This window comes from Jannaschia sp. 2305UL9-9 (assembly GCF_041403465.1).
In the GTDB taxonomy this organism is placed as follows: domain Bacteria; phylum Pseudomonadota; class Alphaproteobacteria; order Rhodobacterales; family Rhodobacteraceae; genus Jannaschia.
The window spans coordinates 573,158-586,667 of record NZ_JBGEHM010000001.1; the positions used below are offsets into that span (position 1 = coordinate 573,158).

The 13,510-nt window shown below is 64.4% G+C and carries 15 protein-coding genes; 10 read left to right on the forward strand and 5 right to left on the reverse strand.

Going from position 1 to position 13,510, the window contains the following annotated elements:
* Positions 1-41: 41 nt before the first annotated feature.
* The 3 genes from V6N07_RS02835 to ccmI are packed head-to-tail and all read right to left on the reverse strand — an operon-like array spanning position 42 to position 1,977.
* Positions 42-308, reverse strand: coding sequence for a DUF1289 domain-containing protein (locus V6N07_RS02835; protein ID WP_371153886.1), 267 nt, complete (start codon positions 306-308; stop codon positions 42-44).
* Entirely contained in the window at positions 308-781 is a 474-nt protein-coding gene (gene ruvX, locus V6N07_RS02840; RefSeq protein ID WP_371153888.1) for a Holliday junction resolvase RuvX, read from the reverse strand. The genes V6N07_RS02835 and ruvX overlap by 1 nt, the downstream gene beginning before the upstream one ends.
* On the reverse strand, positions 778-1,977 hold the full coding sequence (gene ccmI, locus V6N07_RS02845) for a c-type cytochrome biogenesis protein CcmI (protein WP_371153890.1): 1,200 nt from the start codon (positions 1,975-1,977) through the stop codon (positions 778-780). The genes ruvX and ccmI overlap by 4 nt, the downstream gene beginning before the upstream one ends.
* A 218-nt stretch (positions 1,978-2,195) precedes the next feature.
* Here ccmI and V6N07_RS02850 point away from each other — a divergent pair, with 218 nt between their 5' ends.
* The 8 genes from V6N07_RS02850 (at position 2,196) to V6N07_RS02885 (ending at position 8,982) form a co-directional block, all read left to right on the forward strand.
* On the forward strand, positions 2,196-3,440 hold the full coding sequence (locus V6N07_RS02850) for a sarcosine oxidase subunit beta family protein (RefSeq protein ID WP_371153892.1): 1,245 nt from the start codon (positions 2,196-2,198) through the stop codon (positions 3,438-3,440).
* A 118-nt stretch (positions 3,441-3,558) separates the two neighbouring features.
* Positions 3,559-3,708 carry a hypothetical protein gene (locus V6N07_RS02855; protein WP_371153894.1) on the forward strand — a complete coding sequence of 50 codons (150 nt, stop codon included), beginning with the start codon at positions 3,559-3,561 and terminating at the stop codon, positions 3,706-3,708.
* Between the two features lie 75 nt (positions 3,709-3,783).
* Entirely contained in the window at positions 3,784-4,092 is a 309-nt protein-coding gene (locus V6N07_RS02860) for a sarcosine oxidase subunit delta (protein WP_371153896.1), read from the forward strand.
* Complete coding sequence (locus V6N07_RS02865) at positions 4,089-7,049, forward strand: sarcosine oxidase subunit alpha family protein (protein WP_371153897.1); 2,961 nt, start codon at positions 4,089-4,091, stop codon at positions 7,047-7,049. Before V6N07_RS02860 ends, V6N07_RS02865 begins: the two co-directional genes overlap by 4 nt.
* Positions 7,042-7,530, forward strand: a complete 489-nt coding sequence (locus V6N07_RS02870) for a sarcosine oxidase subunit gamma (protein WP_371153898.1) — start codon at positions 7,042-7,044, stop codon at positions 7,528-7,530. Before V6N07_RS02865 ends, V6N07_RS02870 begins: the two co-directional genes overlap by 8 nt.
* A 57-nt stretch (positions 7,531-7,587) precedes the next feature.
* Positions 7,588-8,187: a superoxide dismutase gene (locus V6N07_RS02875; protein ID WP_371153900.1), complete on the forward strand. Its 600-nt coding sequence runs from the start codon at positions 7,588-7,590 to the stop codon at positions 8,185-8,187.
* Positions 8,188-8,302: 115 nt separating this feature from the next.
* The gene (locus V6N07_RS02880) at positions 8,303-8,524 is read left to right on the forward strand and encodes a hypothetical protein (protein ID WP_371153901.1); all 222 of its coding nucleotides are present in this window, start codon (positions 8,303-8,305) and stop codon (positions 8,522-8,524) included.
* Positions 8,524-8,982 (forward strand): host attachment family protein, encoded by a 459-nt coding sequence (locus V6N07_RS02885; RefSeq protein ID WP_371153903.1) that lies wholly within the window; start codon positions 8,524-8,526, stop codon positions 8,980-8,982. The genes V6N07_RS02880 and V6N07_RS02885 overlap by 1 nt, the downstream gene beginning before the upstream one ends.
* 3 nt (positions 8,983-8,985) lie before the next feature.
* On the opposite strand, the gene V6N07_RS02890 is transcribed toward V6N07_RS02885, so the two are convergent.
* On the reverse strand, positions 8,986-9,528 hold the full coding sequence (locus tag V6N07_RS02890) for a TIGR00730 family Rossman fold protein (RefSeq protein ID WP_371153905.1): 543 nt from the start codon (positions 9,526-9,528) through the stop codon (positions 8,986-8,988).
* Positions 9,529-9,638: 110 nt separating this feature from the next.
* Here V6N07_RS02890 and V6N07_RS02895 point away from each other — a divergent pair, with 110 nt between their 5' ends.
* Together V6N07_RS02895 and V6N07_RS02900 are read left to right on the forward strand one after the other, a co-directional pair.
* Positions 9,639-11,252 carry a LysM peptidoglycan-binding domain-containing protein gene (locus V6N07_RS02895; protein ID WP_371153907.1) on the forward strand — a complete coding sequence of 538 codons (1,614 nt, stop codon included), beginning with the start codon at positions 9,639-9,641 and terminating at the stop codon, positions 11,250-11,252.
* Positions 11,253-11,329: 77 nt separating this feature from the next.
* Complete coding sequence (locus V6N07_RS02900; RefSeq protein ID WP_371153909.1) at positions 11,330-13,144, forward strand: ABC transporter ATP-binding protein/permease; 1,815 nt, start codon at positions 11,330-11,332, stop codon at positions 13,142-13,144.
* Positions 13,145-13,186: 42 nt separating this feature from the next.
* On the opposite strand, the gene V6N07_RS02905 is transcribed toward V6N07_RS02900, so the two are convergent.
* Complete coding sequence (locus tag V6N07_RS02905) at positions 13,187-13,468, reverse strand: hypothetical protein (protein ID WP_371153910.1); 282 nt, start codon at positions 13,466-13,468, stop codon at positions 13,187-13,189.
* Positions 13,469-13,510: the final 42 nt, after the last annotated feature.

Genomic DNA, 13,510 nt, shown 5'->3' on the forward strand with positions numbered 1-13,510 from the left:
TGCGGGGGTCGCCCGTGTCAGATACCCCTGTCTGCCCGGCGTCAATGCCCCCGACGGTTCAGCCGCGCGGCACGGCCCCCGCGACGCACCTTGTGCAGGGCTTCGCGTTCGGACAGCTGATCCATCACGGCGCGGCGTGCCTCGGGCGTCATGCTGGACCATGCCCCGATTTCATCGATGGACCGCAGACACCCGGTGCACAGACGTGTCTGCGGATGCACGACGCAGACCTGGATACAGGGGCTGTCGATTTCGGCACGGGACCAGACGCGATCGGCGGGGCGCGGCTTTGCGGGTGTGTCGTCCATCAGGTCGCTCCGATATGGCGCAGGCGGTCCAGTGCGCCCTGCAGGATATAACCGGCGGCGACATGGTCGATCACTTCGGCGCGGCGTTTGCGTGACGTGTCCGCCTGCAACAGGGCCTGTTCGGCGGCCACGGTCGACAGGCGTTCGTCCCAGAACGTGATCGGCGTGTCGATACGACGGGCCATGTTGCGGGCGAAGGCGCGGGTCGACTGCGCGCGCGGCCCTTCGGAGCCGTCCATGTTGAGCGGCAGGCCAAGCACGATCGCCTTGATGTCCCGCTTGTTCAGGATGGCCTCCAACGCTTCCGCGTCGTTTGTGAACTTGGTGCGCCGGATGGTTTCCAACGGGGTCGCGACGGACCGCATGGTATCGGACACGGCGACCCCGATCGTCTTGGTGCCAAGGTCCAGACCGGCAACTGCGCCGAATGGCCCGAGGACGGTCGCAAGGGCAGGGACATCGTCGAGGATCATGGGGCCAGCCCCGCACGGTCCGCCCCGGCGGCAAGGATGTCCAGCGCGCCCTGATCGCCCGCGAAGATCAGCTTGGCCTCTTCGTAGATGACCGACGCCGCGTCGATACGGCCGACAACGCCGTAGGCCGTGATCAGCTGCGCCCAGTCGCGGGGCGGGCCGCCATCGGACGACAGGCGCGCGGCAAGTCCCTCGATCATGCCGCCGATGGCATCCATCCGCTCCTCGAGGCTCAGCTCGCCCATGGCCTCGACATCCTCGGCCGAAGGGCCGCGCGGGCGAGGCAGCTGTTCGATGGGCGTGGGGTCGCCTGCCGCGGCGGACACCTGTTCGATCTGCGCATAGATCGGCGGCAGCCATGGCGCGTCGGGGGTGCTGTCGCCAACGAGACGTCGCCAGATCGGCCAGGCCAGATCTGGCCGCCCGCCCTGTGCATACATCAGCCCCGCGAAATATCGCGCGGTGCCGTTCGTCGGATCCATGTCCAGAGCACGGGCAAGGGCGCGCTCCGCCTCGGGCGAGACATAGCCGTTGGCCGCAAGGATCATCAATTCGGCCAGCAGGGTGAAATCCTCGGCCGTGGCGGCCTCGCCGAGGATCGCGATCACCCGGTCCTGTGCGCGCCATGCGGCCTCCAGATCGCCAAGACCGCTTTCGGTCTGCACCGCGAGGCGCCAGCCGCGCAGATCGTCGGGACGCTCGGCCAGCACGCTGCGCAGCTGGTCGGCCATCTGGGTGATCTCGGGCCGGGTGGTGTCGATATTGTCCGGCACCTCGGCCTCGGCGATGGCCTGACCGGCACGCCCATCGCGCTGCGCCTCGATCGCGTCGATCCGCGCAGCCAAGGGCAGATCGCCATAGCCGGGCGCGCCGAGGTGCCAATAGGCGGCACCCGTCACGCCGATGACCACAACACCCGCCAGACCCGCACCGGCCGTGACGTTGCCCTGCCAGCCTGCCGTCTGTCCCCTGGCGGCGCGATCGGCGGCCAGCAGGCGGCGGGCCACCTCGGCGCGGGTGGCCTCGGCCTCCTGCGGGGCGATGACGCCGCGCGCCGCGTCGCGGTCCAGTTCGGCCAATTGGTCGCGGTACACCTCCACGTCCGGGGCAAAGGTTTCCGGGGGGGTGCGGAAGGCCGTGACCAACAGGGTCACGCAGACAAGCGTCAGAACGCCCGCCACGATCCAGAACAGCATGGAACCCTCCCTCGATCATCGAATGGGACTGACCTAACCGCCATGGCGGCCGGTCAAAACCCCCGTTGGGCCGTCGTTACGCGGTCGTGACCATATGCGCCAGCGACGCCATGTCGCAAAGCGTATCCAGTGTGCCGCTTGACCATGGCCGCGGGGCGCGTTCCAAACGCTAGATCGGGACGGACCCATTCGTCGCATCCCGTGCCAGAGGACCAGACATGAGACGCTTTTCCGCATTCGCCATCGCAAGGGAGGCCGCCCGCTGGCACGAGGGTTGGGGCCGGACATGGGCCAAACGCCCACCCAAGGCGCGGTATGACGTGATCATCGTCGGGGCCGGGGGGCACGGGTTGGCCACGGCCTACTACCTGGGCCGCAACTTCGGAATCACCAACGTCGCTATCCTTGAAAAGGGCTGGCTGGGCGGGGGCAATACCGGGCGCAACACGACGATCATCCGGTCGAACTACCTGCAAGACCCGTCGGCGGCGATCTACGAAAAGTCCCGGTCCCTCTATGAAACACTGAGCCAGGACCTGAACTACAACATCATGTTCAGCCCCCGGGGCGTCATCATGCTGGCCCAGACCCATCACGAGGTGCGCGGCTACAAGCGGACGGCCCATGCCAACAGCCTGCAAGGCGTGACGACGGAATGGATCGGGCCCGAGCGGGTCAAGGAGTTGTGCCCCATCATGAACATCGACGGGCCGCGGTTCCCCGTTCTCGGCGGTCTCTGGCAGGCGCGCGGCGGCACCGCCCGGCACGATGCCGTGGCATGGGGTCTGGCGCGGGCCTGCACCGACATGGGCATGGATATCATCCAGAAATGCGAGGTCACCGGCATCCGCCGGGACGGCGCACGCGTCGCGGGTGTGGATACGACACAGGGGCCGATCGACTGCGACAAGCTGGGCGTGGTCGTGGCCGGTCACTCGGGTGTTCTGGCGGAGATGGCGGGCTTTCGCCTGCCGCTGGAATCGGTCGCGCTTCAGGCGCTGGTGTCCGAGCCGATCAAGCCATGCATGGACGTCGTCGTCATGGCCAACACGGTCCACGGCTACATGAGCCAGTCCGACAAGGGCGAGATGGTGATCGGCGGCGGCACCGACGGGTTCAACAACTATACGCAGCGCGGATCGTTTCAGCACATCGAGGAAACCTTGCGCGCCCTGTGCGAGACCTTCCCCATGATCTCGCGTCTCAAGATGCTGCGCCAATGGGGGGGCATCGTCGATGTGACGGGCGACCGGTCCCCGATCCTGTCGAAAACCCCGGTCGACGGCATGTTCGTGAACTGCGGCTGGGGGACGGGCGGGTTCAAGGCAATCCCCGGATCCGGCTGGGGCATGGCCGAATTGATCGCAAAGGGTGAGTCGCCGCTGACCGATGGTTTCGGGATGGAGCGGTTCCGCGAAGGCCGGTTCATCGACGAATCCGTGGCCGCAGGGGTGGCCCATTGACCGATTCCGTGATGGGCGCGAAACAGATTGCTTCGCAAACCCCGCGAACGGGGGGCTTTAACTCCTGCGTCGAAGGGTTAGGTTCGGAATTTGGTCATCATGCAATGGACCGACAGCTATGGCGTTCCCCACGTTCCGACGCACACGCGGCATCAACTTCCTGCTTGGCGGCATTCTTGTCGCCTGTGTCTTCATTGCGTTCTCCCTTCTTGGCGGTGATTTCGACCTCGGCATGGGCGCGCCCGAAGTGCACATCGAAGGCCAGTAGGGCCGCATTCCAAACCTTGAACCTGTTCCGACCGGTCGTGCGACGCATGTCCGGTCTTTCGCTGCGAGCGTTGCCATGCTGATCCTCACTTGTCCGAACTGCGGCCTTTCCGTCGAGGAAACCGAACTGTCCCCCGGTGGCGAAGCGCATCTGGAACGGTTCGGACCGGGGTCGGACGATGATGCCTTCGAGGCGTATCTGTTCCTGCGCGACAATACGAAGGGCGTGCATTTCGAACGCTGGCGTCACGCCTATGGGTGCGGCAAGTGGTTTCTGGCGGCGCGGGATACGGCAACGCTGCAGGTCTATGGCACCTATCCCGCACAGACCAAGGCGCCACCGCCCGACATCCTTGAACGCATAGCCAAGGGGGCGCGGGCATGAGCGGTCGTCTTGCCAAGGGCGGGCGGTTGATCGACCGCACCGCGCCCGTTTCCTTCACGTTCGACGGACGACAGATGCGCGGTTATCGCGGCGATACGCTGGCCTCTGCGCTTCTGGCCAACGGTCAGCTTCTGATGGGGCGCAGCTTCAAGTATCATCGTCCCCGATCCGTCGTCGCCTCCGGGCCCGAGGAGCCGAACGCCCTCATGGCGATCGGGCAGGGCGATCATTTCACCCCCAATCAGCGGGCCACCGATCAAGCTCTGTTCGACGGTCTGAAGGCGCAAAGTCAGAACGCCTGGCCCAGCCTGAGTTTCGACATCGGGCGGGTCAACGATCTTGTCGCGCGGGCCCTTCCGGCCGGGTTCTACTACAAGACCTTCATGCATCCGCGGCCGCTGTGGAAACATGTTTTCGAACCCGTGATCCGCAAGGCCGCCGGTCTTGGCCCCGCGCCGAGGGAGCGGGACGGCGACCGCTATGCCTTTCGCTATGCGTTCTGTGACACGTTGGTGGTCGGCGGGGGGATTGCCGGGCTGACGGCGGCGCTGGGTGCGGCGCAATCGGGTGAACGGGTCATGCTGATCGAACGGTCCGGTCATTGGGGGGGGCGCGCGCCTGTCGATGGCGCACGGATCGACGGCGTTGATGCGCAGGATTGGGTGAACGACAGGCTGCAACGCCTTGAAACGATGGACAACGTGACCATCGTCTCGCGGTGCGAGGGATCCGGCGTCTATGATCACGGCTATGTCCTGTGCAATGAAATCCGCGACGATGGCAAACTGGCCGAAGTCGTCTGGCGTGTCCGTGCCGGCCGCGTGATCGCGGCGACAGGCGCGCTGGAACGCCCGCTGAGTTTCGCCGGAAACGACGTGCCCGGCGTCGTCCTTGCGGGGGCATTGCGCGATTACGTGGTCGATTATGGCGTCTCGCTTGGGGATCGGACGGTGATCGTCACCAACAACGACGATGCCTACCGTACGGCCAAGGTCTTGCTGGCCGCCGGATTGCGGGTGCCTGCGATCATCGATGCGCGTCCCGCCCCGGACAGCCCCCTCATAAGCGAAATCAAGGCATTGGGCGTCACGGTTCATGCTGGTCGCGGCATTGCGAAGGTCATGGGGTCCGACAAGGTTCGTGGTGTCGCGGTCTGCCTTCAGGCGGGCGAAGGGTCGGTCCTGCAGGAAATCGCCTGCGACTGTGTGGCGATGTCCGGCGGGTGGTCGCCGGTCGTGCATCTCTGGTCCCATTGCGGCGGCAAGCTGTGGTGGGATGCGGACCGCGCGATGTTCCGGCCCGACGCCACCCGCCCGCCAACCGGCGCGGACGGCCAAGGGTTCGTGACAGCCGTGGGCGGGGCCTCGGGTGCGCTGACCACATCAGAGGTTCTGGCCGACGCCGCGCAGGCAGTCGGCATCGCATCACCAGAGGCCGCCGCCGAAGACACGGCCCCGATCATGCCTGTCTGGGTCATGCCCCATGGCGCGGGTCGCGAATTGCGCGCCAAGATGTGGCTGGATTATCAGAACGATGTGAAGGTTTCGGACGTCCGTCTTGCCGCGCAGGAGGGGTTCGAAAGTGTCGAACACGCGAAACGCTATACCACCCTCGGCATGGCGACGGATCAAGGCAAGCTGAGCAATATCAACGGCCTCGCCGTTCTGGCCGATCGCCTTGATCAGGCCATTCCGGATGTCGGCACCACGACGTTCCGCCCCCCATACACCCCCGTGACCATCGGGGCTCTGGCGGGCGAGGCGCATGGCACTTTGTTCCAGCCCATCCGCAAGACGCCGATGCACGACTGGCACGAAGCGCGCGGCGCCTACATGGAACCGGTCGGTCAGTGGCGCAGGCCCTATTGCTATCCGGTCGGTCGCGAAAGCCACGCCGAGGCGGTTACCCGCGAGGTGAAGAACACCCGGCAAAGCCTTGGTCTGCTTGATGCTTCGACCTTGGGAAAGATCCTTGTCCGGGGTCCGGATGCGGGGCGGTTCCTCGACATGATCTATACCAACATGATGAGCACGCTGAAGGTCGGGCGGTGTCGCTATGGCCTGATGTGTGATGAGAACGGCTTCCTGATGGACGACGGGGTCGTGGCCCGGATCGATGATCAGACGTGGCTGTGTCACACCACGACGGGCGGCGCCGATCACATCCACGGCTGGATGGAGGATTGGCTGCAATGCGAATGGTGGGATTGGAAGGTGCATACCGTCAACCTGACCGAGCAATACGCGCAGATCGCCGTCGTCGGCCCGAACGCGCGCAAGACGTTGGAGGCGCTCGGCGGCATGGACGTCAGCGCGGATTCGTTGCCCTTCATGGCGTGGGCCGACGGAACGCTGGGCGGCTTCGACGTGCGTGCCTACCGCATCAGTTTCTCGGGTGAATTGTCCTACGAAATTGCCGTGCCGGCCGCGCAGGGACAGGCGCTCTGGGATGCTCTGCTTCAGGCAGGCGCGGCCTTCGACGTGACGCCCTATGGCACCGAGGCGCTGCATGTTCTGCGCGCCGAAAAGGGATTCATCATGATCGGTGATGAAACCGACGGGACGGTCATACCGCAGGACCTCGGGCTGGATTGGGCGATCTCGAAAAAGAAGGACGACTTCCTTGGCAAGCGTGGCCAGCAGCGGGTCGAATTCCACAAGCCGGACCGGTGGAAGCTGGTCGGGCTGGAAACGCTGGATGGGTCGGTGCTGGAAGATGGGGCCTATGCAATCGGGCAGGGCACCAATGCCAATGGTCAGCGCAACACCGAAGGACGCGTGACCTCCACCTACTATTCCCCGACACTCGACCGGGGGATAGCCATGGGTCTGGTGGCGCGTGGCCCGGATCGGATGGGTGAGGTGCTGCATTTCACGCGGATCGGAAAGGACCCGGTCGAAGCACGGATCGTATCCTCCGTTTTCTTCGATCCCGAGGGGGCGAAACAGAATGTCTGAGACCACGATTTCCCCCGTCGGCCCGCTGGGCATGATCACCCTGCGCGGCGACCATGCCGTTCTGGCCCCTGCGATCGATCAGGTTCTGAAAGCAGGCATGCCCGCACAGCGCATGATGACGCGCGACGACAGCAGCAGTATCCTGTGGATGTCCCCGGACGAGCTTCTGGTGATCTGCGATCACGGCGCGGCCCCCGGACTTGCGGATGATCTGCGCGGGGCCCTGGGCGGCGCCTTTGCCACCGTCGCCGTGGTCAGCGACGCGCGCGTGGCGTTCGACATCAAAGGGGCCGGGGCCCGTGATGTGATCATGAGGCTGTCACCTGTCGATTTTGCCCGGCTCGCCCCGACAGAGGTGCGACGCACGCGGCTTGCATTGATCCCTGCGGCGCTTTGGCAGATTGAAGACGGCATTCGCGTCGTCTGTTTTCGGTCCGTTGCGGACTATGCGTTGGACCTGTTGAGCGATGCGGCTGCTTGACGGGGCGGGTTTGTGCGCTCAGTTACCGCGTGACGGTAACATCAACTGGGGGCCAACATGGCATTCGACCTACCTGATCTTCCCTACGCTCACGACGCGCTGGCCGCGCACGGCATGTCGAAGGAGACGCTGGAGTATCACCACGACCTGCATCACAAGGCCTATGTCGACAACGGCAACAAGCTGATCTCGGGGACCGAGTGGGAAGGCAAGTCGCTGGAAGAGATCATCAAGGGCACCTATGACGCGGGCGCCGTTGCTCAGTCCGGTATCTTCAACAACATCAGCCAGCTTTGGAATCACAACCAGTTCTGGGAAATGATGTCGCCCAATTCCGGCGCCATGCCGGGCGAGCTGGAAAAGGCCATCGTCGACAGCTTCGGCTCCGTGGATGAGTTCAAGTCGCAGTTTTCGGCCGCCGGTGCCGGTCAGTTCGGCTCGGGCTGGGCATGGCTGGTCAAGGACACCGATGGTGGCCTGAAGGTGACCAAGACCGAGAACGGCGTGAACCCCCTGTGCTTCGGCCAGACGGCGCTGCTGGGTTGCGACGTGTGGGAGCATTCCTACTACATCGACTATCGCAACAAGCGCCCTGCCTACCTGACCAACTTCCTCGACAATCTGGTCAACTGGGAAAACGTCGCCTCGCGCATGTAAGGGGCGTGAACGGCAAGACACGAAAGGGGGCCCGTGCGGTCCCCTTTTTTCATGCCGGAACGATCCGACCCCTCGTGCGTTAAATCCCAGAACTAAAAAGGATTGGAGGCACGACATGGCCGATCGCCATCGCTCTAGCGACCACACCCGAGAGACGGACAAGTTCATCGAGGACATGCCCGAAACGCCAGATCACCAGGGCCGCAGTGGCGGTCAGGTGGCCCGCGACGTCGGCACGCAGGATGCGTTGAAGCGCGCCTCGCAGCAGGGCGTTGCCGGTGTCACGCGTGTCCGCAAGTCGGACGAACGCGACGACAGCGATGAGGGGGACGCATGATGGCCGGTATTCCCCACAACGCCCTCGTCGTCGTCACGGATAGCGAAAAGGCGCTGTTCCTGAAAAACCTCACGGATGCCGAGAATCCCAATCTGGAAGTCGTCGGCAAACGCGAGGAGGAGAATCCGCCGGATCGCGAGCAGACCGAAAACCGCCGTGGCCGTGTGCAGGAAAGCCATGGGTCCGGCGTGTCGGCCTATGACGAGACGGATTTCCACGAGTTGCAGAAGGAGCGTTTCGCGACCGACCTTGCGGACCGGCTGTACAAGATGGCCCATGCGGGCGAATTCGACCGTCTGATCCTCGTGGCGTCGCCGCAGGTTCTGGGCACCATGCGCGGAGCCCTTCATCAGGAAGTGTCGGACAAGGTGATCGGCGAGGTCGCGAAGACCCTGACCAATCACCCGCTGCACGAGATCGAGTCGATCGTCAGCGACAGCCTGCGTCAGGCGGCCTGACGGTCAGCCGAAGGTCAGCAGATCAAGGGCAGCCTCCGCATCGGGGGCTGTCTGCACGAAGTCCAGCAGGCTCTGTTCGGCAAAACCGCGCGCGACGATCCCGTGCAGCATCGCAATCAGATCGTCCCAGACGCCGTCGATGTTCAACAGGATGATCGGCTTTTCATGCAGGCCGAGCTGTCGCCATGTCAGCACCTCGAAAAACTCGTCCAGTGTCCCGGCGCCGCCCGGCAGGACGATCACCGCATCGGCGTTCATGAACATGACCTTCTTGCGCTCGTGCATGGTTTCAGTGACCACGAACGACGTCAGATCACGCTTTCCGACCTCCAGCTGCATGAGGTGGGTCGGAATCACGCCGAAGGTATCACCACCCCCTGCCTGAACGGTGCGTGCCACGCGCCCCATCAGGCCGACATCCCCCGCACCATAGACCAGCCGCCAGCCGCGCGCGGCGATACCGCGCCCGAGGGCCTCGCTCGCCTCGCTGTAGGTTGGGCTGTTTCCGTCCCGACTGCCACAGTAAACGCAGATGGATGGGGTCATGGGCTTGCCTCTCGTGTGAACGCAGGTTTGTGTTTTTGACGCTGCCGTGGACCATTGATAGGGTTCACCGAGGCCTGCGCAACCGGCCACTCGGGGGAACGAGGAATATGATGTCCAATGCCGTCTTGGTGGGCCTTTTCACGGCTGGAACCGTGGCCGTCGGGGCGGGCGGCTATGTCCTCTACCAACGCATGCAGGTGACATCGATTCCGGATCAGGCCGCCGCAATCCAGGTGACGGAACCGACGGCCGAGCCGGTTGCGGTTGCGGTTGCCAGAACACCGGACCGGTCGCCGGACGTCGGCGCAACGGCCCCGGAGGCCGCCTTGTCGGCGCAGACCGCACCGGCTACGCCCGACCTGCCGATGGCCCCGCGCTTGCCGACGCTGGACCTTGTCCGGGTGGATGCGAATGGCGCGGCAGTCGTCGCAGGTTCCGGCCCCGCAACCGCAGACGTCGTCCTGCGCCTCGACGGGCAGGAGGTGGCAACGACGCGGACGGACGGATCCGGCAACTTCGTCTCGTTGTTCGACGTGCCCTTAGGGGACGCGCCCCGCATTCTGACGTTGGAAACCGTCACCAAAGATGACCCCCCCTTGCGCGCCGCCGAAAGCGTCATCGTCGCACCGACATCCCCCGCGCCCCCCGCCATGGCCGAGGCACAGACGTCCTTGCCCGATCAGGTAGGGGACCGTGCCGACCCGCCAGTCGAGATGGCAGCCGTCGCGCCCGAGGCCCCCGGTGCGCCCGCGATCGTGGATGCACAGGTGCCAAGCGGCGAACCCTCTGTGCCGACGCAGTTGCCCGAAACCGACAAATTTCCGGATGCTACGGTTGCTGATGGCGACGGCGTGGACAATCCCGGGATGGACGCCGAAGCCCCCGCGCCGGTCGCATCCGAAGCCGCTCCGGTTTCCGATAGCCTCGTGTCACCCGACACCCCGTCGGCACCTTCACCCCCGACACGCCCGGGCGCGACCCTTTCCGAAACGACGGTCGCCGCGACGGACATCGCACCGGCACAGGGGCGTCAACCCTCGGGGTTGAGCGCGGCCGACACGACGCGGCCGCCATCCGTTCCGCCTGTTCCGGCCACCACGGCGGACCCGACACTGCGCCCCGCCAATCCGCAACCCAGCGCGGCGCCGTCCCTTGCGGCGGTCACGGCGCCACGAAACGTCGAACGTCCGACCGCGCCGCGCCTGTTCCGGGCTGGTCCGGCGGGAATCTCGGTCGTGTCGGATGGGCCCGGCGCCTTGCCGGTCGCGAACGTGGACCTCGGGATCGATGCGATCGCCTATGACGCCATCGGCGATGTTCGATTGACCGGGACCGGACAGCGGGATGCACAGTTGCGCATCTACCTCGACAACAAGCCGGTGCAGACCGTGCGGGTCGACGATACGGGGGCATGGACGTCGCCGTTGCCGAACGTGGACAGCGGCGTCTACACGCTGCGCATCGACGAGGTATCGCTGGATGGCACGGTGCAATCCCGCATCGAAACACCATTTCAGCGTACGGCCCCCGAAATTGCCGCCCAGTTGCGCCGCGACGGTGCGACGGCAATCACCGTTCAGCCGGGCTATACCCTGTGGGCCATTTCGGAAGGCTACTTCGGCAACGGCGTTCAATACGTCCAGCTGTTCGAGGCGAACCGCGATCAGATCCGCGATCCGGACCTGATCTATCCCGGTCAGGTCTTCGCCCTGCCGACGGAATAGCCTGGTACGACGTAGCCGACCTTTCCATCCACCGGAACGAACCATAAGGTTCCCGAACGTCGGAAGCCGGGGACCTCATGCGCAGAACGACCATAACAACGACCGACGCGCCGACCGGCGGGTGGGACATCGTCAGGCGCGTGGCGCCATACCTCTGGCCTGCCGACAAGCCGGGCATCAAGGTACGTGTCGTCGCAGCGCTTTGCATGTTGATCCTCGCCAAGATCATCGCCGTCACGACGCCCTTCTTCTACAAGGCCGCGGTCGACAGCCTTGGGGGTGATGCCCCGTCGGCGGCATGGACACTGGGGGCAGGGGCCGTCGCCCTGACCGTCGCCTATGGTATCGCCCGGGCTGCCAACATCGGGTTTCAGCAACTGCGCGACGTGATCTTTGCCCGCGTGGGCCAGCGCGCGCTGCGCATGCTTGCGTCCGAAACGTTCACGCACATCCATCGCCTGTCGATGCGGTATCACATCACGCGCAAGACCGGTGGGTTGAGCCGCATCATCGAACGCGGCGTGAAGGGTGTCGATTTCCTGCTGCGGTTCCTTTTGTTTTCCATCGGGCCCCTGATCCTCGAATTGTTGATGATCTCGGTCATCCTGTGGGCGGTGTTCGACATCTGGTATCTGGTGATCGTCGTCGGAACGATCGCGGCCTACGTCACCTTCACGTTCAAGGTCACCGAGTGGCGCGTCCGCATTCGCAAGGAGATGAACGATCAGGACACGGATGCAAATCAGAAGGCGATCGACAGCCTTCTGAACTTTGAAACCGTCAAGTATTTCGGCGCCGAACGTCGGGAGGCCGCGCGCTATGACGGTGCGATGCAGCTTTATGAAAAAGCGGCCCTTCGCACGTCCTATTCTCTGGCCTTCCTGAACTTCGGACAGGCCATCCTGATCACCAGCGGCCTCGTCGCCGTCATGGTCCTTGCGGCGATGGGGGTGCAATCCGGCGATCTGACGGTTGGCGATTTCGTCATGGTCAACGCCTACATGATCCAGATCACCATGCCCCTGAACTTCCTCGGCACGGTCTATCGGGAAATCCGTCAGGCCCTGGTCGACATGGGCGAGATGTTCGGCCTTCTGGAGCAACCTTCCGAGGTTCAGGATGCCGATGATGCCCATGCCCTGACCGTGCCGCAGGGCAGGATCGAGTTTCGCGACATCTGGTTCGGCTATGATGCCGCACGGCCGATCCTTCAGGGCATTTCCATCGATGTCGGGCCGGGTGAAACGGTTGCGGTCGTCGGCCCTTCGGGGTCGGGCAAGTCGACCATCGGGCGGCTTCTGTTCCGCTTCTACGACGTGAATGACGGGGCCGTCGTGATCGACGGTCAGGACGTGCGCGCCGTCACGCAAGACAGCCTGCACGCGATGATCGGCGTGGTTCCGCAGGATACCGTTCTGTTCAACGACACCATTCGCTACAACATCGCCTACGGTCGACCGGATGCCACGCAGGCCGAAGTCGAAGAAGCCGCGCGCGCGGCCAAGATCGATACCTTCATCAAGTCCCTGCCGGAAGGATATGAAACGGCGGTGGGCGAGCGTGGGCTGAAACTTTCAGGGGGTGAGAAACAGCGTGTCGGTATCGCCCGCACCCTTCTGAAGAACCCGCCGATCCTCCTTCTGGATGAGGCGACGTCCGCCCTCGACAGTGAGACGGAACAGGAGATTCAGTCCGAATTGCGCGCCATGTCACAAGGCAGATCGGTGATCACGATTGCCCACCGTCTGTCGACGGTTGTGGATGCTGATCAGATTGTCGTTCTGGAGAACGGGCATATCGCCGAGGTCGGAACCCACGATGACCTTCTACGCCGAAACGGTCGATACGCATCCATGTGGCATCGCCAGCAGGCGGATGAAGACGCCGCCTGACCGGTACTACCACGGGGGCCGGGCATCAGCGCAGGCAACACCTTACCAAAGTTCGATGTCGTTGCTGTCCCCTCCCTCTTGAGGTGGGACGTCACAGACCAACCGAGCGCGGAGTGCGCCCTGTTTCATCGCCGCCAGCGCGACAGGCCAGCTTGCGGGCGCTTGCCCACCATTTTCCCGTCCGATCACGTCGAACAACCGCGCAAGGTCCGCCATCGTCTGCTCGACCAGATCCAGCGACTGCAATTGCCGAACAAGGTTCGACGTGGCCGATCCGTTGTCGATCGCCCCCGCAAGCTCCGCCTGCAAAGCTTGCAATTTCACCGCGGCATCAGAGCATTCGCGCGCAAGCCCATTGGCCAGTTT

What these genes read in the sequence shown, in the direction of transcription:
- V6N07_RS02835 (WP_371153886.1), bottom strand. Translation starts at nt 308, where the DNA reads ATGGACGACACACCCGCAAAGCCGCGCCCCGCCGATCGCGTCTGGTCC.
- ruvX (WP_371153888.1), bottom strand. Translation starts at nt 781, where the DNA reads ATGATCCTCGACGATGTCCCTGCCCTTGCGACCGTCCTCGGGCCATTC.
- ccmI (WP_371153890.1), bottom strand. Translation starts at nt 1,977, where the DNA reads ATGCTGTTCTGGATCGTGGCGGGCGTTCTGACGCTTGTCTGCGTGACC.
- V6N07_RS02850 (WP_371153892.1), top strand. Translation starts at nt 2,196, where the DNA reads ATGAGACGCTTTTCCGCATTCGCCATCGCAAGGGAGGCCGCCCGCTGG.
- V6N07_RS02855 (WP_371153894.1), top strand. Translation starts at nt 3,559, where the DNA reads ATGGCGTTCCCCACGTTCCGACGCACACGCGGCATCAACTTCCTGCTT.
- V6N07_RS02860 (WP_371153896.1), top strand. Translation starts at nt 3,784, where the DNA reads ATGCTGATCCTCACTTGTCCGAACTGCGGCCTTTCCGTCGAGGAAACC.
- V6N07_RS02865 (WP_371153897.1), top strand. Translation starts at nt 4,089, where the DNA reads ATGAGCGGTCGTCTTGCCAAGGGCGGGCGGTTGATCGACCGCACCGCG.
- V6N07_RS02870 (WP_371153898.1), top strand. Translation starts at nt 7,042, where the DNA reads ATGTCTGAGACCACGATTTCCCCCGTCGGCCCGCTGGGCATGATCACC.
- V6N07_RS02875 (WP_371153900.1), top strand. Translation starts at nt 7,588, where the DNA reads ATGGCATTCGACCTACCTGATCTTCCCTACGCTCACGACGCGCTGGCC.
- V6N07_RS02880 (WP_371153901.1), top strand. Translation starts at nt 8,303, where the DNA reads ATGGCCGATCGCCATCGCTCTAGCGACCACACCCGAGAGACGGACAAG.
- V6N07_RS02885 (WP_371153903.1), top strand. Translation starts at nt 8,524, where the DNA reads ATGGCCGGTATTCCCCACAACGCCCTCGTCGTCGTCACGGATAGCGAA.
- V6N07_RS02890 (WP_371153905.1), bottom strand. Translation starts at nt 9,528, where the DNA reads ATGACCCCATCCATCTGCGTTTACTGTGGCAGTCGGGACGGAAACAGC.
- V6N07_RS02895 (WP_371153907.1), top strand. Translation starts at nt 9,639, where the DNA reads ATGTCCAATGCCGTCTTGGTGGGCCTTTTCACGGCTGGAACCGTGGCC.
- V6N07_RS02900 (WP_371153909.1), top strand. Translation starts at nt 11,330, where the DNA reads ATGCGCAGAACGACCATAACAACGACCGACGCGCCGACCGGCGGGTGG.